The sequence below is a fragment of the Pseudomonas sp. GW823-FHT03E05 genome (genome assembly GCF_058796855.1).
Map to the genome: position 1 here is coordinate 901,742 of NZ_JBXAJB010000001.1, position 20,847 is coordinate 922,588.

Annotated in this window: 17 protein-coding genes and 1 pseudogene; 6 read left to right on the plus strand and 12 right to left on the minus strand. The window is 65.3% G+C overall.

Translation table 11 applies throughout. From position 1 onward, the window contains the following. Positions 1 to 6 precede the first annotated feature (6 nt). From AC1RCO_RS04105 to AC1RCO_RS04125, 5 genes are read right to left on the minus strand one after another with little or no spacing between them, the layout of a single operon-like run. Entirely contained in the window at positions 7 to 1,419 is a 1,413-nt protein-coding gene (locus tag AC1RCO_RS04105; protein ID WP_011061611.1) for a DUF2252 domain-containing protein, read from the minus strand. 44 nt (positions 1,420 to 1,463) lie between these two features. Next, positions 1,464 to 2,882 (minus strand): ATP-binding protein, encoded by a 1,419-nt coding sequence (locus tag AC1RCO_RS04110; protein ID WP_011061610.1) that lies wholly within the window; start codon positions 2,880 to 2,882, stop codon positions 1,464 to 1,466. Then, on the minus strand, positions 2,882 to 4,687 hold the full coding sequence (locus AC1RCO_RS04115) for a DAHL domain-containing protein (protein ID WP_125062379.1): 1,806 nt from the start codon (positions 4,685 to 4,687) through the stop codon (positions 2,882 to 2,884). Before AC1RCO_RS04115 ends, AC1RCO_RS04110 begins: the two co-directional genes overlap by 1 nt. After that, positions 4,684 to 5,679 (minus strand): cytochrome-c peroxidase, encoded by a 996-nt coding sequence (locus AC1RCO_RS04120; RefSeq protein WP_065364187.1) that lies wholly within the window; start codon positions 5,677 to 5,679, stop codon positions 4,684 to 4,686. The genes AC1RCO_RS04115 and AC1RCO_RS04120 overlap by 4 nt, the downstream gene beginning before the upstream one ends. Next, entirely contained in the window at positions 5,669 to 7,594 is a 1,926-nt protein-coding gene (locus AC1RCO_RS04125) for a GGDEF/EAL domain-containing response regulator (RefSeq protein WP_194237737.1), read from the minus strand. Before AC1RCO_RS04125 ends, AC1RCO_RS04120 begins: the two co-directional genes overlap by 11 nt. A gap of 201 nt (positions 7,595 to 7,795) precedes the next feature. Here AC1RCO_RS04125 and nosR point away from each other — a divergent pair, with 201 nt between their 5' ends. The 3 genes from nosR to AC1RCO_RS04140 all read left to right on the plus strand — a co-directional run bounded on the left by nosR (position 7,796) and on the right by AC1RCO_RS04140 (position 10,720). Next, entirely contained in the window at positions 7,796 to 9,127 is a 1,332-nt protein-coding gene (nosR, locus tag AC1RCO_RS04130; protein ID WP_041118501.1) for a response regulator c-di-GMP phosphodiesterase, NosR family, read from the plus strand. Between the two features lie 129 nt (positions 9,128 to 9,256). Next, positions 9,257 to 9,892, plus strand: a complete 636-nt coding sequence (locus tag AC1RCO_RS04135; RefSeq protein WP_011061605.1) for a LysE family translocator — start codon at positions 9,257 to 9,259, stop codon at positions 9,890 to 9,892. Positions 9,893 to 10,063: 171 nt separating this feature from the next. After that, a complete protein-coding gene (locus AC1RCO_RS04140; protein ID WP_011061604.1) occupies positions 10,064 to 10,720 on the plus strand; it encodes a ribonuclease T2 family protein in 657 nt (218 codons plus the stop codon). 114 nt (positions 10,721 to 10,834) lie between these two features. Here the strand turns inward: AC1RCO_RS04140 and dapA are convergent, their stop codons facing one another. Both dapA and AC1RCO_RS04150 read right to left on the minus strand, forming a co-directional pair. Next, on the minus strand, positions 10,835 to 11,683 hold the full coding sequence (dapA, locus tag AC1RCO_RS04145) for a 4-hydroxy-tetrahydrodipicolinate synthase (RefSeq protein ID WP_011061603.1): 849 nt from the start codon (positions 11,681 to 11,683) through the stop codon (positions 10,835 to 10,837). A gap of 343 nt (positions 11,684 to 12,026) precedes the next feature. Then, complete coding sequence (locus tag AC1RCO_RS04150; RefSeq protein WP_492617421.1) at positions 12,027 to 12,566, minus strand: GNAT family N-acetyltransferase; 540 nt, start codon at positions 12,564 to 12,566, stop codon at positions 12,027 to 12,029. Between the two features lie 348 nt (positions 12,567 to 12,914). On the opposite strand from AC1RCO_RS04150, the pseudogene AC1RCO_RS04155 reads away from it, so the two are divergent. The 3 genes and pseudogenes from AC1RCO_RS04155 to AC1RCO_RS04165 form a co-directional block, all read left to right on the plus strand. Continuing rightward, positions 12,915 to 13,238, plus strand: a pseudogene (locus tag AC1RCO_RS04155) (PAS domain-containing protein); the annotation flags it as partial. 168 nt (positions 13,239 to 13,406) lie between these two features. After that, positions 13,407 to 14,480 carry a methyl-accepting chemotaxis protein gene (locus AC1RCO_RS04160; protein ID WP_455906609.1) on the plus strand — a complete coding sequence of 358 codons (1,074 nt, stop codon included), beginning with the start codon at positions 13,407 to 13,409 and terminating at the stop codon, positions 14,478 to 14,480. Positions 14,481 to 14,623: 143 nt separating this feature from the next. Next, complete coding sequence (locus AC1RCO_RS04165) at positions 14,624 to 15,208, plus strand: LysE family translocator (protein WP_011061600.1); 585 nt, start codon at positions 14,624 to 14,626, stop codon at positions 15,206 to 15,208. Between the two features lie 13 nt (positions 15,209 to 15,221). On the opposite strand, the gene AC1RCO_RS04170 is transcribed toward AC1RCO_RS04165, so the two are convergent. The 5 genes from AC1RCO_RS04170 to AC1RCO_RS04190 form a co-directional block, all read right to left on the minus strand. After that, complete coding sequence (locus AC1RCO_RS04170) at positions 15,222 to 16,100, minus strand: AraC family transcriptional regulator (protein ID WP_065364184.1); 879 nt, start codon at positions 16,098 to 16,100, stop codon at positions 15,222 to 15,224. A 25-nt stretch (positions 16,101 to 16,125) separates the two neighbouring features. After that, positions 16,126 to 16,629: a VOC family protein gene (locus AC1RCO_RS04175; protein ID WP_492617422.1), complete on the minus strand. Its 504-nt coding sequence runs from the start codon at positions 16,627 to 16,629 to the stop codon at positions 16,126 to 16,128. A gap of 85 nt (positions 16,630 to 16,714) precedes the next feature. Continuing rightward, positions 16,715 to 19,189: a TonB-dependent siderophore receptor gene (locus AC1RCO_RS04180; RefSeq protein ID WP_492617423.1), complete on the minus strand. Its 2,475-nt coding sequence runs from the start codon at positions 19,187 to 19,189 to the stop codon at positions 16,715 to 16,717. Positions 19,190 to 19,288: 99 nt separating this feature from the next. Further along, on the minus strand, positions 19,289 to 20,260 hold the full coding sequence (locus AC1RCO_RS04185; RefSeq protein ID WP_401018367.1) for a FecR domain-containing protein: 972 nt from the start codon (positions 20,258 to 20,260) through the stop codon (positions 19,289 to 19,291). A gap of 3 nt (positions 20,261 to 20,263) precedes the next feature. Beyond that, positions 20,264 to 20,797 (minus strand): sigma-70 family RNA polymerase sigma factor, encoded by a 534-nt coding sequence (locus AC1RCO_RS04190; RefSeq protein WP_065364181.1) that lies wholly within the window; start codon positions 20,795 to 20,797, stop codon positions 20,264 to 20,266. Positions 20,798 to 20,847: the final 50 nt, after the last annotated feature.

Below are 20,847 nucleotides of genomic sequence, written 5' to 3' on the forward strand. Positions count from 1 at the left end.
TGTGTTTCAGGGCAGGTGGTCGGCGGCGAAGTCGGCCTCCGAGCGCGCTTGCAGGCGGCCTTTGCGGCAGGCCTGCTGGAAGCGCTCGAAATCCCGTTCGTTCTGCGTGGCATAGGCCTGGGCGTAGTGCCACAGGGCTTCGGCCAGGGTTTCGCTCTTGCCGATGTAGCCGCTGATCCGCGCGGCCTGGCCCGAGGCCTTGGCGTGGGCCCGGGCCAGGGCCCGGCCGCAGATCCTGGCATAGGCGGCGAAGGTGTCCTCGTCGAAGGTCTCAAGTTCCGCCGAGACCTTCATGTCGCGCAGTTGGCGCACATAGAAATGACGGCCGTTGGGGCCGGTGGTCCAGCCCAGGAACAGATCGCTGGCGGACTGCATCAGGCGCTGGCCTTCCACCACCCGCTGGCCGTTGTGCCTTGGCTTTGAGCGTTCGCGCACATAGTCGGCGAGCACCGAGCGCCGGGCTTCCTTGAATTGCAGGAACAGTGGCCGCTGCTGGGCGTCGGTGAGCAGCGCCACCAGGCAGCGGGTGCCGACGCTGCCAACCCCCACCACCTTGAAGGCCAGGTCGCTGGGCTGGAACCGTGCCAGCAGGTCGCGGCGGTCGGCCTGCAGGGTGCCGCGGTAGTCGCGCATAAAGGTGTCGTACAGCGGCCGCCAGTCTTCCAGGCGCATCCAGTCATCGTCGGGGTCCAGCAGGCTGGTGGTGTTGTGCAGGTGGAAGATTTCCGGCAGGTCGTCGCGAATCAGCAGGCGGCCCCGGGCGTCGCGTTCGCTGATCTTGGGCAGGAGCTCGGCATGGGTGCGCCGGGCGGCCTTGTCGATGGCCCGTTGCACATGCTCCAGGGTGTCGCTGTTGGAGCGCGCCTGGTGCAGCAGGTCTTCGTAGGTCAGGGCGTCGTACCAGATCTCCAGGGCGCTTTGCCCGGCGCAGGTGGCCATGCTGCGCTGATAGGCGCCCACCAGTTCGCGGCACAGGGCCTCTTCGACCCCCGGGCCGTGGCGCAGGTGCCGGGCGGCAATCAGGAAGCTCGCCACCAGGCGCTTGAGGTCCCACTCCCAGGGGCCGGGATGGACCTCGTCGAAGTCGTTGACGCTGAACAGCAGGTTGCGCTCGGGGGTGGCAAAGCCGCCGAAGTTCATCAGGTGGCAGTCGCCACAGATGGTCGAGCGCAGGCCCATGTCCGGGGTGCTGGCCAGGTCGTGGGCCTGGAGCAGGGCGTTGCCACGGTAGAAGGTGAAGGGCGACACCAGCATGCGCCCGTAGCGCAGTGCCACCAGGGACTGGACCCGGCCCTGGCTGGAGGCCTCGATCAACGGCAAGGGGTCGCGCTTGATCTGCCCGGGATCGGAATGGGAGCTGCGGGGGCAGTCCTTGCGGGCTTGCTTGCCGAGCTTGATCGAATCGTCGGGGCGGTTCATGGACAGCTCCTGTACCAGGCCTTAGCGGTAGGGGGGAGGTTTGGCTAGGGTTGTGCGGGCAACTCCTGACGCGCCTGCCGGATCGGCAGTTCCACGCGAAAGGTGCTGCCGACGCCCGGCTGGCTCTGCACGCTGATCTGCCCGCCGTGCTTCTTGACGATGCCGTAGGACAGCGACAGGCCCAGGCCGGTCCCCTGGCCCACCGGCTTGGTGGTGAAGAAGGGGTCGAAGATCTTGGCCAGGTGCTCCTGGTCGATGCCGCAGCCGCTGTCGCTGACCTCCAGCCAGACCCGCTCGCCGTCCACGCCGTTGCGCAGGGTAATGGTGCCGCGCTCGGGGCCTATGGCCTGCGCCGCGTTGACCACCAGGTTCATCACCACTTGATTGAGTTGGGAGGGCAGGCATTCGATTTCCGGCAACGGCTGGTAGTCGGTGACCAGGTCGGCCTTGTACTTGAGTTCGTTGGCCACGATGTTCAGGGTCGAGTCGATGCCCTGTTGCAGGCTCGCCAGCTGCCATTGCTGGTCGCTGTCGACCCGGGAGAAGTTCTTCAGGTCCTTGACGATCTGCGCCACCCGGCCGATGCCTTCCTTGGACTCCCTGATCAGTACCGGAATGTCCTGCTGGAGGAAGTCCAGGTCGATGCTCTCGCGCAGGCTCTGCAGGTGCTTGCGCAGTTCCGGCGCGGCGATGGCTTCTTCGGCCTGGCGATAGGCGCTGAGCATCTGGTCGAGCTGCTGCAGGTAGCCTGCCAGGCTGCCGAGGTTGGAGGACACGAAACCGATGGGGTTGTTGATTTCGTGGGCGACCCCGGCGGCCAGTTGCCCGAGGGAGGCCAGTTTTTCCGATTGCACCAGCTGGTTTTCCAACTGCTTGCGTTCGTCGATCTCCAGTTGCAGCGCCGCCCCGGCCTGCCTCAGGTCTTCGGTGCGCTGCTGCACCAGGTGCTCCAGGTGATGCATTTGCAAAAGCGCGCGGGCGGTCATTTCCCACTTGCTGGTCAGGGTGTTGGCCATCTGCTGGACTTCGATGTTGTCAAAGGGCTTCTTCAGGATCAGCAGGCGGTGATGACCCTGCAGGCGCTCCAGCAGCTCTTCCCAGGAATAGTCGGAGTAGGCGGTGCACACCACCACCTGTAGCCGCGGGTCCTGTTGCCAGAGGCGTTCGATGGTCTGCGCGCCGTCCCAGCCCTGGGGCATGCGCATGTCGACAAACGCCAGGGCATAGGGACGCTGCCGCTCCTGGGCCTGGCAGACCATGGCCAGGCCTTCCTCGCCGCCGTAGGCCGAATCCAGTTCGAAAGGCTGTTGCCGGGGCTTGGCCGTGGCGCCGAACAGCTGTGCCTCCAGGTCATCCAGGCCGTTGTCGTCTGCCTCGGGCGGGGTGAGGATCTTGCGAAAGTCCTCGTGGATCGACGGGGTATCGTCGATCAGCAGGATCCGGCGATTGTTCAACTGGTCCATCATGGGTCCTCTGCGCTGATCAGCGGGATGTCCAGAGTGAAGGTGGCGCCCAGGCCGGGGCCATCACTGTGCACATTCAATTGTCCACCCATCTCCATGGCCGCCAGGGCGCAGCTATGCAAGCCGAAGCCATGGCCGTCCTTGCGGGTGGTGAAGCCGTGGGAAAAAATCCGCGTCAGGTTCTCCGCGGGGATGCCTTCGCCTTCATCCTTGACGCTGATGCTCAGGGTCTGGCCGTCCAGCACTCTGGCGCTCAGGGTCAGGGTCCGCGAATGATCATCGAGGTTGGACATGGCGTACTTGGCGTTGCTGATCAGGTTGATCAGGATCAGCAGCATGCGGTGCTTGTCGCCCATCACCGGGGGCAACGGGCCATAGTCCTTGACCACCGTGACCTGATGCCGGGCCAGGGCGCCGGAGTTCATGCGCAGGGCGTCTTCGATCAGCTCGGCGACCCGCAGGGGTTCTATCAGCCGTGAGGCTCCGGCATAGGATTGCTGGGTGGCGACGATTTCCTTGATGTGGTCGACGCTGCGGGCCAACTGAGCCAGTTCTTCGCCCATGCCCTGCTGTTCGGTGGCTATGGCTTCGACCAATTGATTGAGGTAGCCGGGGAGCAGCTTGCCTTTGTCGTCTTCGGTGAAAAAACGCCCCAGGTCATCCTGGTGCTGGTTGATCAACTGCATGGCCTTGCCCAGCCCTTGTGCCTTGCTGGAGCGCAGGGTGCGGCTGAGCATTTCGCTGCAGATATTCACGCTGTTGAGCACGTTGCCCACGTTGTGCAGGACGTTGGTCGCAATTTCCGCCATGCCCGCCTGGCGGGCGCTGTCCATGAGTTCGCTCTGGGCTTCCTTGAGCTCCCGGGTGCGTTCCTCGACCCGGTGTTCCAGGTGCTCGTTGGCGCTCTGCAGGGCCGTGTTCACCCGGCGGATGACCGCGTAGCTGCGTACCAGCCTGACGGCCAGGTAGAGAATCAGTATCACCAGCAAGGCGGCAAAGAGCAGCAGGTACTGGTGGGCCTTCTGGTCCTGCAGGTCGGCCTGCAACTGATCGGCGTTGAGCAGATGAGTGATGTCGTCCAGGCGCTGGGCGATGGGGATCGAGGTGATGCGCTCCAGCAGGTCGTTGACCACCGGCTGCTCCCGCAGAATCACCGAGACGTGGTTGCTGAGGATCTCCACCGGCTCATGCATGGGTTCGGGCAGGCGCTCCTTGTTGACCGCCAGTTTGTTCAGCCCCACCAGGATGTCTGCGGCCCGGTCGTCGCTGGAAACCTGGGCGAACTCCAGGCTGCTGAGCAGCAGGTCATAGGTATCGATGGCAATGGTCTGCTCTGACAGCCGAGCCTGGTCGTCAAGGCCGGCCAGGCGGCGCTGGATATCGTCTTCGGCAGTGGGCAGGAAGGCCAGGGAGTTGCGCAGCACCGCGTTGTGGGTCTTGAAACGCTCCACCAGGCCGGCCTTTTCCTGGAAGGCCTCGATGAACGCCTGGTGGCCGGCCGTCCAGGCGGCCGGGTCATTGTGGTTCTGTTGTGAAAGCTGATCGAAGCGGTTCCACAGCTGGTTGATCTCTTGCACCGGCATGACCAGTGGATCGTAGTCGTGGGTGATGGCGATCCGAGCCTTGAGCACCTCGGTTTCCCATTGGGCATTCAACTGCTTGATATGGCTGATCAGGTCCCGCGCCAGTACGTAGTTCGAGGGCTGGCCGATCACCGTCTTGAAGTAGAGAAAGGCCAGCCCCAGCACCAGGCTCAGGGTCAGTAGCGACAGCAGCATGATCGGCACGCGTCGGGACAGCTTCATAAGGGCTTGCCCTGCCATTCGCCGGTCAGGGTCTTGAGAAACTTGACGATCAGGCTGATGTCCTGGGTATTGGGCGGGCGCCCCAGCTGATACTTGAACATGACTTCCACAGCCTGCTCCAGGGTCGGCGCCGAACCGTCGTGGAAGTAGGGCGCAGTCACTGCGACATTGCGCAGGCTGGGCACCTTGAACACGTTGCGGTCCTGTTCGTCGCCGGTGACCAGGAAGCGCCCCAGGTCGGCGTCGGTGGGGTTGCCCCGGGCAGCGAAGTAGTCGCCCATCACGCCGAACTTCTGAAACATGTTGCCGCCGATATTGACCCCCTGGTGGCAGGCGATGCAGCCGTAATCCTTGAAGCGCTGGTAACCGTATTTTTCTTCCAGGCTGAGGATGTCGGTATTGCCTTGCAGGTACTGGTCGAACCGCGAGTTGGCGCTGAGCAAGGTCTTTTCATAGGTGGCCAGGGCATTTTGCACGTTGGCTGCGGTGATGCCGTCCGGGTACAGGGCACCGAAGGACTTCTGGTAGGCGCTGTCATCGCTCAAGGTGCGGATCAGCGCCGGCCAGGTGTTGCCCATCTCGCTGGGGCTTTGCACGACGCTGTCGATCTGCGCTTCCAGGGATTCGACGCGCCCGTCCCAGAACTGCCGGAAATTCAGCGCGGCATTGAACACGCTGGGGGTGTTGACCCGGGTGGGTTGCCCCTTGAAACCCGGCGATTTTGCCTGGGAGTCGGCCCCGCCCTGGTCCAGCCGGTGGCAGCTGGCACAGGACAGGCTGTGGTCCTGGGACAGGCGCGGTTCGTTGAACAGCTGGCGCCCGAGCTCGACCCGCTGGGGGTCGAGTGCCGGCGGTGCGGGCAACGGCTTGAGCGGTTCGTCCAGGGGCGCGGCAAAAGCGCTCGGGCTGCTGGCGCCCAGCCCTGCCCAGAGCAGCAGGAGCAGTACCCGTGCGCGGCGGCTCGGCGGCTGGCGCGGTTGTTCAGTGGTCATGGTCCGTCACCTGGAACTGCGGCCTGTGCTTGCCCAGCAGGCGAGCGAAGTCTTCGGCGGGCAGCGCCTTGCTGAAGTAGTAGCCCTGGGCTTCCTCGCAGCCTTGCTGCTGGAGAAAGGTCAGTTGCTGGTGCGTCTCCACCCCTTCGGCGATGACCTTCAGGTTCAGGCTGCGCCCCAGGTTGATGATGGCGCTGACCAGTACGGCGTCCTTGTGTTCGTGGCTCAGGCCGTGGATGAAGGATTGGTCGATCTTGAGCACATCCACGGGAAACTTGCGCAGGTAGCTCAGGCTCGAATAGCCGGTACCGAAATCATCGACGGCCAGGCGCACGCCCAGGGCCTTGATCGCCAGCAGGGTAGCCAGCGTGACCTCGACGTTCTGCAGCAGTACGCCTTCGGTGATTTCCAGTTCCAGCCAGGCCGGGTCCAGGGCGTTGTCGCTGAGCGCGTCGCGCAGTTGCTGGAGCAGTTGCGGCTGCCTGAAGTCAGCCGCCGACAGGTTGATGGACAACGGCACAGGGGGCAGGCCGGCGTTCTGCCAGGCCCGGCACTGGCGAGTGGCTTCCCCCAGGACCCATTGGCTGATGCGGGTGATCAAGCCGCTGTCTTCGGCCACTGGAATGAACAGCTCGGGGCTGATCCAGCCCTGTTGCGGGCGTTGCCAGCGAATTAGCGCTTCAGCGCCTACCACATTGCCCGAGGCCAGGTGGATTTTCGGCTGGTAATGCAGGTGGAACTCCCGGCGTTCCAGGGCCTGGAGAATCCCCGACTCCAGGTATTGCTGCTCCCGGGCCCGGTGCGTCATGTCATCGGTGAAGAAACAGTAGCTGCCCGGTGCCTGCTCCTTGCTGGTGCGCATGGCCATCTCGGCTTTCTTGATCAGCGCCAGGGCATCCTGGCCATCCTCGGGGTACAGGCTGATGCCCAGGCTGGCCGTCACCTGCAGGTCGTGCCCGGCGATGTCATCGAACTGGCTCACGGTGGCCAGCAGCTTTTGCGCAAGCGCGCGTATCTGCGCCGGATGCTGCTGGTCATGGAGCACCACCACGAACTCGTCGGAGCCGTAGCGAAACAGCGAGTCCGACTCGCGCATGCCTTGTTCCAGGCGCCGGGCGATTCTCTTGAGCAACTCGTCCCCGGCCGGGTATCCCAGGGCATGGTTGATCCGCTTGAACCGGTCCAGGCCGAGGAACATCACCGCCAGCCGCTGCTCATAACGGCGGGCCCGTGCCATGGCCTGGCCCAGGCGGTCCCCCAGCAAGGTGCTGGAGGGCAGGCCGGTGAGCACGTCGTAGTGCAGCAGGTGGGAGACCTTGAGCAGTTCGGCCACCCGTCTTTCGATGGTCTGTTGCAGGTCGTCGAGTTTCTGCCGGGCGTCCTGTGCCATCTGCCACTTCCAGGTCAGCGCGCTGGCCATCTGGCGGATTTCCAGGCTGTCGAAGGGCTTTTTCAAGATCAGCAACTGGTCGCCGAATGCCAGGCGTTGCGCCATGGCTTCCCAGGAATAGTCGGAATAGGCGGTGCACAGGGCGATCTGCAGGTCCGGGTCGGCGTTCCACAAGCGCTCGATGGTTTCCAGCCCATCCCAGCCGGGGGGCATGCGCATGTCGATGAACGCCATGGCATAGGGCAGGCCCATGGCCAGGGACGCTTCGACCCGGGCCAGGGCCTCTTGGCCCTGGAACGCCGAATCGAGGCAGAAGGGCGCTTGCTGCGCTGGCATCGTGGCGTGGCCGAACAACTGTTGCTCGGCCAGGCTCAGGTCCGGGGCCTGGCGCGGGGCCAGGATCTTGTGGAAATCCTCATGGATTGCCGGGCTGTCATCGACAATCAGGATCCGTCGGTTGGCCCGCCCTGGGGGCTGGTCCGAGGCTTCTTGTGCCTTTGTCTGTGCGTCACTGCCAGCGTCCATAGACCTTCCCTAGTACCCTGAGCCCGCCTTGCAACGTTGTCAGCATAGTCATTGCGCAGTGCCGCGGCTGACGAATTTATTTCGCGGGGGGCAATGGCGTGAAAATAAAAAACTCATCTAGGATTGTCTGGGAAAAACCGCCGCTGCCGAGCCGTCCGTGAGCACGGAGCGGGGCAGCCTATGCCGCACAGGGAGAACCCCATGGAAGATCCGCAGCCGGTTGAGCCAGGTAGGCGTCCACGTGTGTTGCTGGTGGACGACGAGGAGTCGATTCTCAACAGTCTCAAGCGCCTGCTGCGTCCCGAGCCCTATGAAGTGCTGCTGGCCAACAGCGGCGCCAGAGCGCTGGAGATCCTCGCCGAAGGCCCCGTCGACCTGGTGATGAGCGACGCGCGCATGCCCGGCATGGACGGCGCGGCCCTGCTGGCCCGGGTGCGGGAGAAGTACCCGGCGGTGCGGCGAATCCTGCTCACCGGTTATGCCGATCTGAACACCATCATCAAGGCCGTCAACGATGGGCAGATCCACCAGTACCTGAGCAAGCCCTGGAATGACGAAGAGCTGCTGCTGATTCTGCGCCAGACCCTGGAGCACCAGCTCGCCGAGCGTGAGCTCAAGCGTTTGCAGCAGTTGGTCCTGGAGCAGAACCAGCAACTCAAGGCCAGCAACGCCAGCCTGGAACGGCATGTGGCTTCGCGGACCGCGGAGCTGCAGCAGACTGCCGACATGCTCGACCTGGCCTACGAAGAACTCAAGCACAGCTATGTGACCGCCACCGAGGTGTTTTCGCTGCTGGCCAACCTGCGGCTGCCCGCGGACAAGCAAACCAACCGCAAGATCATCGAACTGGTGCGTGCCTGCTGCAAAAGGCACGGCCTGGACGAGGCCAGCAGCCGCGACCTGACCATGGCGGCGGCCCTGTACAACATCGGCAAGTTGAGCTGGAGCGATGCCATGCTGCTGGCGCCGGCGGACTTGTTGCGCCATACCGATCAGGCGCGCTACCGCGCCTATCCCGAGCAGAGCGAATCGGTGCTGATGGCACTGGAACCGATGCAGGATGCCGCGCGGCTGATCCTTCATCACCAGGAGCGCTGGGACGGCAGCGGCTTTCCCCAGCGCCTCAAGGGCGAGGCGATTCCCTGGGGCTCCCGGCTGTTGAAGCTGGCGGTGGATTTCATCGAGTTGCAGTGCGGGCTGATTCTGGAACGGCACATGAACAGCGATGAAGCCCTGCTGTTCATTCGCAAGTACGCGGGCCGCCTGTACGACCCGAATCTGGTGGAAGACTTTGTCCAGGTCTGTGCCGCCTACCAGAGCGATGTCACCGTCGATGATCCGACGGTCAAGGTCCTGGGAACCCGGGAGCTGCAGGCCGGGATGGTCCTGCGGCGCAACCTGAATGCCGACAACGGCATGTTGCTGCTCAATGCCGGCAAGGTGCTCAGCGAACCGCTGGTGCAGAAACTGATCGCCTTCGAAGCCATGGAAGGGGCCCGCTACAGCATCTTCGTCAGCGTTCCCGACGCCTGAGTGGCGTGTGCGGTCCGTCGTGCTTGCCCGGTGCCGCAGTGATCCGTCATATTTTGCCCCCCGCGTAGTGGGCGCCCTGAGGTGCTCCGGGCGATTTCGGATCGCGGCGGATGACCCTGGAGCGAACCCATGGATATACCAACCCTGCTGCTGTACATCGTCACCGTCAGCGCGGTGATGATTACCCCCGGTCCCTCGATGTTGCTGGCCTTGAACAATGGCGCGGTGCATGGCATGCGGGTGGCTGGCTGGGGCATCGCCGGCGCGGCGTTGTCCGACCTGCTGCTGATCGGCGCGGTGGGCTGCGGCCTGGGGGCGTTGCTGCAGGCCTCGCAAGAGCTGTTCGTGGTGGTCAAGAGCTGCGGCGCGGCCTATCTGCTGTATCTGGCCTGGGGCTTGTGGCGAGCGCCTACCCGTGCCCTGGCCTGTACGGTGGGCGGGGCCTCGGCCAGCGGCTGGTCGGCGTTTCGCCGGGCGTTGCTGGTGGGGCTGTCAAACCCCAAGGGCCTGCTGTTTTTCTCCGCCTTCGTGCCGCAGTTCGTGCGCCCGGAGCAGCCGGTGGCCGAGCAGTACCTGATCCTGGCCGTGGTCAGCGCCCTGGTGGACTGCCTGATGATGAGCCTCTATGCCGTGGGTGGCCGGCGGGCCATGGCGCGCTTTTCCGCCCGGGTCATGGGCTGGATCAACCGCAGTTGTGCCGGCCTGCTGGCGGTGCTGGCGCTGGGTGTCGGCCTGTATCGGCGCAGTGAGGGCGCTGCCGCCTAGGGCATTGGCGGGTATTCTCCGGGCCGCTGCCTGACCGGCTTCTGCGGGACACCGGGCAATTGCTGTCATGTTCCGGCAACGCCGGCCTGCCAGAAAGATCAGGTTGTTTTCAATCCGTTCCACCCCGATGGCGGGGCCAGGACGATGCGCTTTCCCAAGGAGAAGGTCACGATGAGAAAGTTTTTTACCCTGATGGCAGCCCTGGTGCTGACCCTGGGGATGGTGGGCATCAGCGACGCACGTCAGCCCAAGCAGCAGCGCGATTCGGTGGCGGGTACCTTCGACTACTACCTGCTGACCCTGTCCTGGTCGCCGACCTTCTGCCTGATGCACCCGGAAAACGAGCAGTGCACCGGCAAGGGCTACGGTTTTGTCCTGCACGGCCTGTGGCCGCAATACGCCAAGGGTGGCTGGCCCGAGTCCTGCCCACCCCTGACCCAGCTCAATGCCCAGGAACGGGCCAAGGGCCTGACCCTGTTTCCCACCGCCAAGCTGATGAATCATGAATGGAGCAAGCACGGCACCTGCAGCGGCCTGGGGGCCATGGGGTACCTGGATGCCGCGGACAAGGCCCTGGCCAGGGTACAGATTCCCGAGGCGCTGCAGCCTTCGACCACGGTGCGCTATTTCGAGGCCAGCCAGATTGCCCAGCAGTTTCGCCAGAGCAACCCGGGGATCGCCGAGAACGGCATCGCCATTCTGTGCAGCGGCCCCGAGCTGTCCGAAGTTCGTGTTTGCCTGACCAAGGACCTGGAGTTCGGCGCCTGCGGCAAAGGCGTGAAGAACCAGTGCCGTGCCGGGCAGATCCGCATTCCGCCCATCCGCTGAAGGCACCTGCAAGAACCCCACCGATGTCGCATCGCTGTAGGAGCTGGCTTGCCGGCGAAAGCCTACCTGGGGCGGGTGCAAGCCGTGGCGGCTTCTTCGCCGGCAAGCCCGCTCCTACAGGGTGCGGAGCAGGGTTTGCAGGGCGGCGCTGCAATCGTGCATCGGTGCTCGCAACTGCGTTCCGATCAACCCCTGGTGGGCCAGCAGTGCCTTGACCGGCGCCGGGTTGGGCTCGGCGAACAGCGCCTTGATCAGCGGCACCAGTTGCATGAAGGTGCTCCGGGCCGCGTCCAGTTGCTGTGCCCGGACCTGTTGCAGCAAGGCGACGAACCGTTGCGGGTGGATATGCGCCGAGGCCGCAATGGCCCCATGGGCGCCCAGGCACAAGGCGTTGAACAGTTGCAGGTCCTCGCCGCACAGCACTTCGATCTGCCCGCAGGCCAGTAGCGCCAGGGTCTTTTCCAGGTTGCCGCCACAGTCCTTGACTGCCGCGATCCGTGGATGGGCCACGATGTTCAGCAAAGTAGCGGTGTCCAGGCTCACCCCGGTGCGGTAGGGAATGTCGTAGACAATCAGCGGCACGCTGGAGGCGTCGGCCACGGTGGCGAAGAAGCTCTCCAGGGCTGCTTGCGACGGCCGGATGTAGTAGGGCGCGGGTACCAGCAAGGCGGCCACCGCACGCTCGAGGATCTGTTCCTGCAGGCTCAGCAGCGACTTCAGGTTATTGCCCGCCAGCCCCATGATCACCTTCCCGGCGGGGGCTCGCTCCAGCACCGCATCGAGCACCGCCAACTGCTCGTCCTTGTCCAGGGCCGCGGCCTCGCCGGTGGTGCCGCAAACCACCAGCCCGGCTACGCCGCTTTCCAGCAGGTGAGTGGTCAAGCGCCCCAGGGCGGCGAAATCGACGGCGCCGTCGATGAAAGGGGTGACGATAGGGACCCAGATACCTTGAAACGATGACATGCGTGTTCTCCTGATGGTTGACCGTCGGGTCGTCGTCAGAAGAGTAGAAGGGCGGTAAGCAGGGGGAGGGTGTCCGTAGCGCTTGAGGTCCTGTCAGCTCATCTGACGGGACACAGCGCCCCGGTCACATGAGCGACTGTTTCTTCGATTTAGAGCTGCAGGCCACGCGCGCCTCGACCTTGGCCGACAGGCCAATGGTGCGAAGGATGAAGGGCGTGGCTGGGGACATGGTCGCTGCAGGCTCAAGAATCAGGCGCCCAGTTTTAAAAGCCGGCGACCGCTTTGTCAATCCTCGAATCCGTTGAATCCGCCGCGCAGGCTGCCAGGGTGCCTGCCCTGAGGCTTAGCCCGGGCCTGGGTTGTCCGGCGCGCTGATGCGGTACAGCAGGCTCGGCGCCTGGCCGGGAAAATCATCCAGTTCGCCGTCCAGGCTCAGCCCCAGGCGCTCCAGGGCGCGCCGCGAGGGCAGGTTGTCGGGGCGCACCAGGCCGGTGACCCGCGGTGCATGCAGTTCGCTGAAGGCCAGGTGCAGGGCGGTCCGGGCCATTTCCGCGGCATAGCCCTGGCCCCAGGCCTCGGGGCGCAAGCGAAAGTACAGGTTCAGCCCCGGCTCGTGGCCGAAGAAGCCCTGCATGATCCCGCCGAAGCCGATCAGTCGTTGCGGGTCGCTGCGCAGGGCAATGGCCCAGTAGCCGAAACCGTGCTGCTGCCAGTGTTCGATCCAGCCGTGCAGCTTGTCGGCGCAGGCGGCAGCGTTGATCGGGCCGTTGGGGTTGAAGCGGTTGGTCTGCGGGTCGCCATGGATGGCACAGGCCTGGGGCAGGTCGTCCAGGGTCGGGGCGCGCAGTAGCAGGCGGGCAGTTTCTTGGCAGGAGGCAGGCATTGGCGCGGCTCTATGGCTTAGGGGCCTGGAGAAGGTAGGTGATGGGCCATCGGTCCTCAACCAGGGGCGGCCGGGGCATTGCTTGCCAGGCTAAGTATTGATCCAGGTCAAGAGTGTTGAATCTAGTTCCGTTGCCAGGGAAGTTATTTCCCTGGAGGCAATAGCGCGATTAAAAGTGCTATCTAAACTCGATTCGGTCGGGCGCTGGGCAGTTGTTGTAGTGGATTGCTCATCAGGCTCGGGAAAGTTCTGCAGGTACGCAGAAGAAGTCTTCGGGTAATCGCAGGATGCGCCAGTTGCTGTTTGATCATGACGAGCAATTACCAGACTTCCTGCGAGGTTTTTCAAATGAAAAACAATCTCCCGGTGACTCAGCGTGAGCGGGTGTTTCCTGCCGAACAACGGCTTATTTCCGCCACCGATACCCATGGCAAGATCACTTACTGCAATGACGAGTTCGTTGCGGTCAGCGGTTTCAGCCGCGAACAGCTGATTGGCAGCCCGCACAACATCGTGCGCCATCCGGACATGCCCGAAGCGGTGTTCGGCCATATGTGGTCCTACCTCAAGGACGGCAAGAGCTGGATGGGTATCGTCAAGAACCGTTGCCAGAACGGTGATCATTACTGGGTCAACGCCTATGTCACACCGATATTCAGCCAGGGCGTGATTGCCGGCTACGAATCGGTGCGGGTCAAGCCCGAGCGCCAGCAGGTGGAGCGCGCCGCCGCCCTGTACTCGCACCTGCGCAGCACCCGCCTGGCCACGCCCTGGCGCCATCGGCTGCTGGGCGCCGGGGTGTTTGTGCTGCCGCCGCTGCTGGCGGTACTGGCCAGCGCCATGGTCGGCTGGCTGGCCGGGCCCTGGGCCGGGCTGGGAGTGGCGCTGCTCGGGCTCTTTGCCGTGCAGGCCCACGGCGCCTACCGCACCGGGCAGTTGCTGGGGCGCATCAGCGCGGTGTCCCTGGGCAGTTTCGACAGCGAGCTGATTGCCCGCACCTATACCGATGAGCGAGGCCCGGTGGCACGCCTGCAGATGATCCTGATCAGCGAGGCGGCGAAGATTCGTACCGCCCTCAGCCGCCTGGGGGACTACGCCAACCAGGCGGCGTCACTGGCTTCCACCAGCCAGAACCTGTCGCGCCAGGCCGAGTCGGCCCTGGGCAAGCAGCGCGACGAAGCCGACATGGCGGCCACGGCGATGAACCAGATGGCTTCGTCGATCGCCGAGGTTTCAGTGCACATCCATGACACCGCCGCCGCGGCCGACCAGGTCAACGAGCTGACCCAGGTGGGCTCCCAGGAGGCGCGCCGTTCCCGGGTGGTGATCGAGAAACTGGCGGATACGGTGGATGCGGTCAGCCAGTCGGTGGAAGGCCTGGCGCAGGAAACCCAGTCGATCCAGGTGGCGGCGAACATGATCCATTCGATCGCTGAGCAGACCAACCTGCTGGCCTTGAACGCAGCCATCGAGGCGGCGAGGGCCGGCGAGCAGGGCCGGGGGTTCGCCGTGGTCGCCGATGAGGTGCGGGCCCTGGCGTCGAAGACCCGGGAATCGACCCAGAGCATCCAGCGCATCATCCAGAGCCTGCAGCAGGTGGCGGGCCAGGCCGTGGAAGTGGCGCGCCAGGGCAGCGTGGAGGCGCGCTCCGGGGTGGCCCAGGTAGTCAGCACCCAGCAGGCGCTGGACGGCATCAACTCGGCGGTGGAGCGCATTCACCAGATGAGCCAGCAGATGGCCGCGGCGTCGGAGCAGCAGGCCCATGTGGCCGAGGAAATCTCCGAGCAGATCAGCAATATCGCCCGGGTCTCGGACCAGAATGCCGATATTGCCGTGCACTCCTGCAGCATTGGTGGCGACCTTGAGTCCACCGCCCATGAACTCAATGCACTGGTGACCCGATTCAATAGTTGATTGCCGGGCGCGATCCACAAGTTCGTCGCGGCCTGCGCGGTGTCACGACAGCCCGTCACCGGCAGGGTAGTTTTGTTCAATACCGCCTCACCCCGGCCTCGTAGTCTGTGCGGCTCCAACCCACAGAGACAAAGAGGCAAGTGATGAGCGTAGTGTTTTCCATGGCGGCCTTTGCCCTGGCGGCCTCCATTACCCCGGGGCCGGTGAACATCGTCGCCCTGGGCAGCGGTGCGCGGTTCGGCTTCCGGGCCAGCCTGCGCCATGTGGCCGGGGCCACCCTGGGGTTTGTCCTGTTGCTGGTGCTGGTCGGCCTGGGGCTGCACGAACTGCTGCGCCAGTGGCCGGCCCTGACCCAGGGCATCCGCCTGTCCGGCGTGGCCTTCCTGCTGTACATGGCCTGGAAGCTGGCCCGGGACGATGGCCGGCTGGATACCGAGGGCCAGCCTCGGGCGCCGTCGGCCTGGTATGGCGCCCTGATGCAGTGGCTCAACCCCAAGGCCTGGCTGGCTTGCGTGGCCGGCATGGGGGCCTTCGCCGCCGATGGCGAGGCGCGGCTGGTGTGGCTGTTCGCGGCGGTGTACCTGGTCATCTGCTACCTGTCGGTGGCCTGTTGGGCCTATGCCGGCAGTTTTTTGCGCCATTACCTGGGCAACCCGGCGGGCATGCGCCTGTTCAACCGGGCCATGGCCGCCTTGCTGGCAGTCAGCGCGGCCTGCCTGCTGCTTTGAATGCAGCTGGGCGTCAGTGGGCCTGGGGTTCGCCGCGCCTGGCCCGTCGCGGCCCCTGGTACTGGCCCGGGGTGGCCCCCAGATGCTGCTTGAACGCGCGCTGCAAGTGCGCCTGATCGGCGAAGCCCGCGGCCTGCGCCACCTCGGCGATCGGCGCGCCCTGGCGCAGGCGGGCCTGGGCGAACTGCACCCGCCGGTTGACCAGGTAGGCATGGGGCGCCATGCCGTACTGCTGCTTGAAGGCGCGGATCAGGTAGGAGGCCGAAAGCTGCGCAGCCTGGCAGATCTGTTCCAGGTCCAGGGGCTCGGTACAGTGCTGGCGGATGAACTGCGCGGCCCGCTCAAGCTTGTGGTTGTTCTCCCGGGGTAGGGCCTTGGCCGGGTTCAGGCGCTGTTGCAGCTCGCTGAAGAACGCCACCACGCAGCTGTGCTTGTGCAGCGTCTCCGCCTGTGGGTCCACGAGGGCGTGGTACAGCTGCTCGAGGTCGGCGAAGAGTTGCGGGTCGTCGCTGCTGGTTTCCTCGAAGGGCTGGAACTGCAACTCGGGGCTCACGCCCAGTTCATGTTGCAGGCGGGTCAGCCAGGGCGTGTCGACGTACAGCATGCGGTACGACCAGGGCTGGTCGTCGATGGGGTTGCAGGCGTGGACCACCCCGGGGTTCATCAGCACCACGGTGCCGGCGCCCACCTGCCTTTGCGTCTGCTCGCTGACGTAGGTACTGACCCCTGCGGTGATGCAGCCGATGGAGAACTGCTCATGGGCATGAGCGCAATAGCAGACCTTGCGCCCGTCGGCGATGGAGCGGGCCTCGATGAAGGGCAGGGCCGCATCGCGCCAGAAGAGGGGGGCGTCTGCAGAGGGCGGGGCGGTTTTCGTCAAGGCCATATCCATCGCTCAAGGACCGGCCACGAGTGTATTAGCTTCGCGCGTCGAAGGCGCGTTGCAGCGTCGCGATATCGAGTTTTTTCATCCCCAGCAGGGCCTGCATCACTCGCTCGGAACGGGCCGGGTCGGGGTCGCACATCATCTGCGCGAGCGTCTGCGGCACGATCTGCCAGGACAGCCCGAAGCGGTCCTTGAGCCAGCCGCATTGCTGGGCCTGTTTCGGGCCGCCAAACCCCAGGGCATTCCAGTAGTGGTCGAGTTCGGCCTGGGTGCGGCAGTGCACTTGCAGCGACACCGCTTCGTTGAAGGTAAACGCCGGGCCGCCGTTGAGGGCACTGAAGCCCTGGCCGTCAAGCTCGAACGCCACGTTCATCACCGAGCCTTCGGCGCGGCCATGGAACTCGAAGCCGGCCTTGCCGTAGTGGCTGACGTGGGTGATGCGCGAGTGCTCGAAGATCGAGCAGTAGAACTGTGCGGCCCCGTGGGCCTGATGGTCGAACCACAGGCACGGGGTGATGGTCTGGATGCGTTGCATGGGGGCGCTCCTCTGCGGGTTGAGCACGCTCGCACAAGCGTAGTCAACCCGCAGCCGGAGCGGGCTACCGTGGATCGGCGCGGGGCTAGAAGTCCCAGCGGGTGGCCAGTTGCAGGCTGCGCGGCTCGCCGTAGAAGCCGGTGCTGAAGTTGCCGATACCGGTGTAGTACTTCTTGTCGAAGAGGTTCTTCACGTTCAGGGTCGAGCTCAGGTGCTGGCTGAACTGGTAGCGGGCCATGGCATCTACCAGGAAGTAGCCGTCCTGGGTGATGCGCGAGTCATGCCCGCCATTGACCGTATCGCTCGGGTCGGGCTGGTACACCTTGCCGAAGAACTGGCTCTGCCAGTTGACCCCGCCGCCCACCGTCAGGCGGTCCCAGGCGCCGGGCAGGCGGTAGGTGCTGAACAGCCGAGCCACCTGCTGCGGTTCGGTGCTCTGCAGCACCGAGCCGTAGACGTAGTCGTGATTGGCGTCGCGGGTGTGGTTGTAGCTGTAGCCGGCCGACAGGTTCCAGCCTTCGCTAAGCTCGCCAGCCACCTCCACCTCGAAACCCTTGGTGGTCGCGCCTTTGGTCGGGCGGTAGATGGCGTCGATGCCCCAGCCGTCCACCAGTTGCGCGACGTTGTCCTGCTCGGTGTGGAACACCGCGAAGCTGGCGTTGACCCGGCCATCCAGGTACTCGGCCTTGATCCCGGCTTCGTAGCTGTCGCCCTGCACCGGGTCGAGGATCTTGCCGTCGACGTCCTTGCTCATCTGCGGCTGGTAGATGCTGGTGTAGCTGGTGTACAGCGAGTAGCTGTCGTTGAGGTCGTAGACCAGCCCGGCATAGGGGGTGACCACGCCGGTCTGCTGGTAGCGCTGGCGTGCGTCGGGGCTGCTGGGGTCGAGGTAGCGGGTGTTGTCGATGCCCTTGAAGTCGCTGACCCGGGTGCCGAGGATCACCGCCAGGTCGTCGGTGGGCTTGAGGCGGGTGGCCAGGTAGGCGCCGGTCTGGCGCTGGAGGATGTCGTTGTCGCCGATCTTCGGGATGTCCGGCTTGGCGAACTCGCCGCGCCAGTCGTAGATGCTGCCGCCCACTGGCGGGTACACCGAACCGTGGACCGGGATGTCCTGTCTGGCGTTCATCAGCATGAAGCCGGCGATCAGCTCGTGCTCGCGGCCGAACAGGCTGAAGGGGCCGTGCAGGTTGATGTCGAGGTTGTCCTGGCGCTGGTCGCCCTTGAACTTGCCCATGTACATGAACATGCCGTCGCCGCTGGCCTGGTCCGGGTTGCCGCCGCTGGCCGAGCCCAGCAGGGTGTCGTGCTGGCGGCGCAGGTGGTCGTAGCTGACCTTCAGGGTCCAGTCATTGGCCAGTTGCTGTTCCAGGGAGGTGAACAGGGTCTGGTTCTTGAAGTCGCGGCGGCTCCAGTCGGTGGCCGGATTGAACGAGCGGGAGAAGTGGGTCCGCGAGCCGTTGCTGAAGTACATCGGGAAGCCGGTCCAGGTGGCGCCCCGGGAGCGGGTGTTCTGCTGGTCCAGGCCGAGGGTCAGCAGAGTGTCGGGGGTCAGGTCGGCCTCCAGCACGCCGTAGGCGATGTCCTTGGTGTTCTGGTAGTGGTCGAGGTAGGAGCTGCGGTCCTGGTAGACCCCGACAAAGCGCCCGCGCAGGTTGCCGGTTTCGGTCAGCGGGCCGGAAATGTCCCCTTCGCTGCGGTAGTTGTCCCAGGAACCGACGGTGCCGGTGACCGAGGCCTTGAACGCCTTGGTCGGCCGCTTGCGGATCAGGTTGACGGTGGCCGACGGGTCACCGGAGCCGGTCATCAGGCCGGTGGCGCCCTTGATGATTTCCACCCGGTCGAAGGTCGCCATGTCGGTGCTGGTGGTGCCGTAGTCGTAGACCCCGTCGTAGGTGGCGTTGACCCCGTCGTACTGGAAATTGGTGATGGGCAAGCCGCGGCTGGAGAACTCCCAGCGCTCGCTGTCGTAGTTCTGCACGCTGACCCCGGGGGCCCGGCGCAGGGTGTCGGCGATGCTGGTGGCGCCCTGGTCGTCCATCTGTTGGCGGGTGATCACCGTCACCGTTTGCGGGGTTTCGCGCAGCGACAGGTTGAGGCCGGTGGCCGAGGCGCTGGCCCCGGTGGTGTAGCTCTGGCTGCCTTCGGTGACGCTGCCCAGGCCCTGGGCGGAAATCTGCGTGGTGCCCAGTTGCAGCGGGCCGCTGGTGGCGGGAAGTGCCTTGAGCACATAGCCGCCACTGACCGCCTGGGCTTGCAGCCCGGAGTTCGCCAGCAGCAGTTGCAGAGCCTCTGCGACGCTGTAGCGGCCGTTCAGGCCGGGGCTCTGCTTGCCGACGGCCAGGTCGTTGTGCCCGGCAATGAACACCGCGCTCTGCTCGGCGAAGCGGTTGAGCACCGTGACCAGCGGCCCGGGGCCGATGCTGTAGCTGCGCCGTTCAGCCTGGGGCTGGTTCTGGCCCGCATCGGCAGCGGCGTGGGCCCAGGGCGCGGCGCCGCACAGCAGTGCGGTGCACAGGGGCAGGGTATGAAAGGGCAGGCGCGAACGACGGGGTGATGGCATGGGGTTCCCTTGTGGGTCGGCAATGTGAGGACTGTTACCGGGTTAACCGAAGGGCGTCGGAAAAAGGGAACCTGCCAGGTGAAAAAAAGTTTTCCGGCTTCAGGTACGTGGCTCCAGGGTCACCCACCAGGACGCCAGGCGCTTGACCCGCACCGGCAACGCCGCTTCCAGCAGGGCCAGGGCCTGGTCGGAGTCGTGCAAGGGGAAAGAGCCCATCACCGGCAGTTGGGCGATGGCCGGGTCGCAACCCAGGTGGCCGTTGCGATAGCGCCCCAGTTCCTCCAGCAGTTGCTCCAGGGGCAGGTTGTCGGCCAGCAGCAGGCCGTGGCTCCAGGCTTCGCGGGCGGCACTGGCGGCCTGCAGCGGCCCCAGGGTGCGGCCATCGAAGCGCAGCTGCTGGCCGGCATTCACCACCTGCAAGCCACTGGCGCTGCGTACCTCCACCGCGCCGGCGTAGACGTTGAGCAGGCTGTCGCTGGCGCCGCAGCGCACGCTGAAGCGCGTGCCCAGGGCACGCAGGCGGCCGTGTTCGGTCTGCACCAGGAATGGCCGGCGCGGGTCCTTGGCGGTGTCGATGAGGATTTCCCCCAGGTGCAACGCCAGCAGCCGTTGCTCGGTGCTGTAGCGCACATCCACCGCGCTCAGGGCATTGAGCCACAGGCGCGTACCGTCGCTGAGCAGCGTGTCGCGGACTTCCCCGGTGCCGGTGGCGTAGTCGGCACGCCAGCGGCTCAGGGCCTGGGGCAACGGGCTGTTGCGCCAGGTGCCCCAGCCCAGGCCAGCCAGCAGCAGTGCACCGAGCACCTGGCGCCGTGCCAGGGCCGGACGTCGGGCGGCGCTCAGGGCGCGGCTGGCGGATGGGCGGGTGTTGGCCTCCTGCAATGGCAGCAGGCGCTGGCTGACCCGCTCGACATAGCTCCAGGCCTGGCGGTGTTCCGCGCTCTGCTCGAACCAGTCCTGCCACTGGCGACGCTGTTCGTCGCTGCTGCCCTGGTCCTGCAGTTGCACGTACCAGTGCGCGGCCTGTTGCAGGCAGGCGTGGCTGAGCCGGCCGCCGGGTCGAGGGTCCATGGTTCAGTCCACCAGCAGGCCGTCGAGTTCGGCCTCCAGCAGTGCGCAATGCAGCAGGGCCTGGGCCAGGTACTTCTTCACCATGCGCTCCGATACCCCCAGCTCATCGGCGATGGCCTGGTAGGGCCGGCCGTGCAGTTGAGCGAGGATGAAGGCCGTGCGCACCTTGGCCGGCAGGCGGCTGAGCATGGCGTCCACTTCGTACAGGGTCTCGACAATGATTGCCTGCTGCTCCGCCGAGGGTTGCACCGCCTGCGGGCGTGCAGCCAGCGCCTGCAGCCAGGCCTGCTCCAGTTGCCGGCGCCGCCAGTGGTCGATGCACAAGCCCCGGGCCACGGTGGCCAGGTAGGAACGCTGGTGGACCTCGTCAAGCAGCACCGGCGGGCGCTTGAGCACCCGGACAAAGATGTCGTGGGCCAGGTCGGCGGCGTCCCAGGCGTGATTCAGGCGCCGGCGCAACAACTCGTAGAGCCAGCGGTGATGGGCGTCGTAGAGGCTGTGGACCGAGTCCGGGCTGGCGAGAGGCGTGGAGGGCAAGGAGGCGTGTCCGCTGGCGATCTGGTTGTAAATGGGAATTGATCGCGATT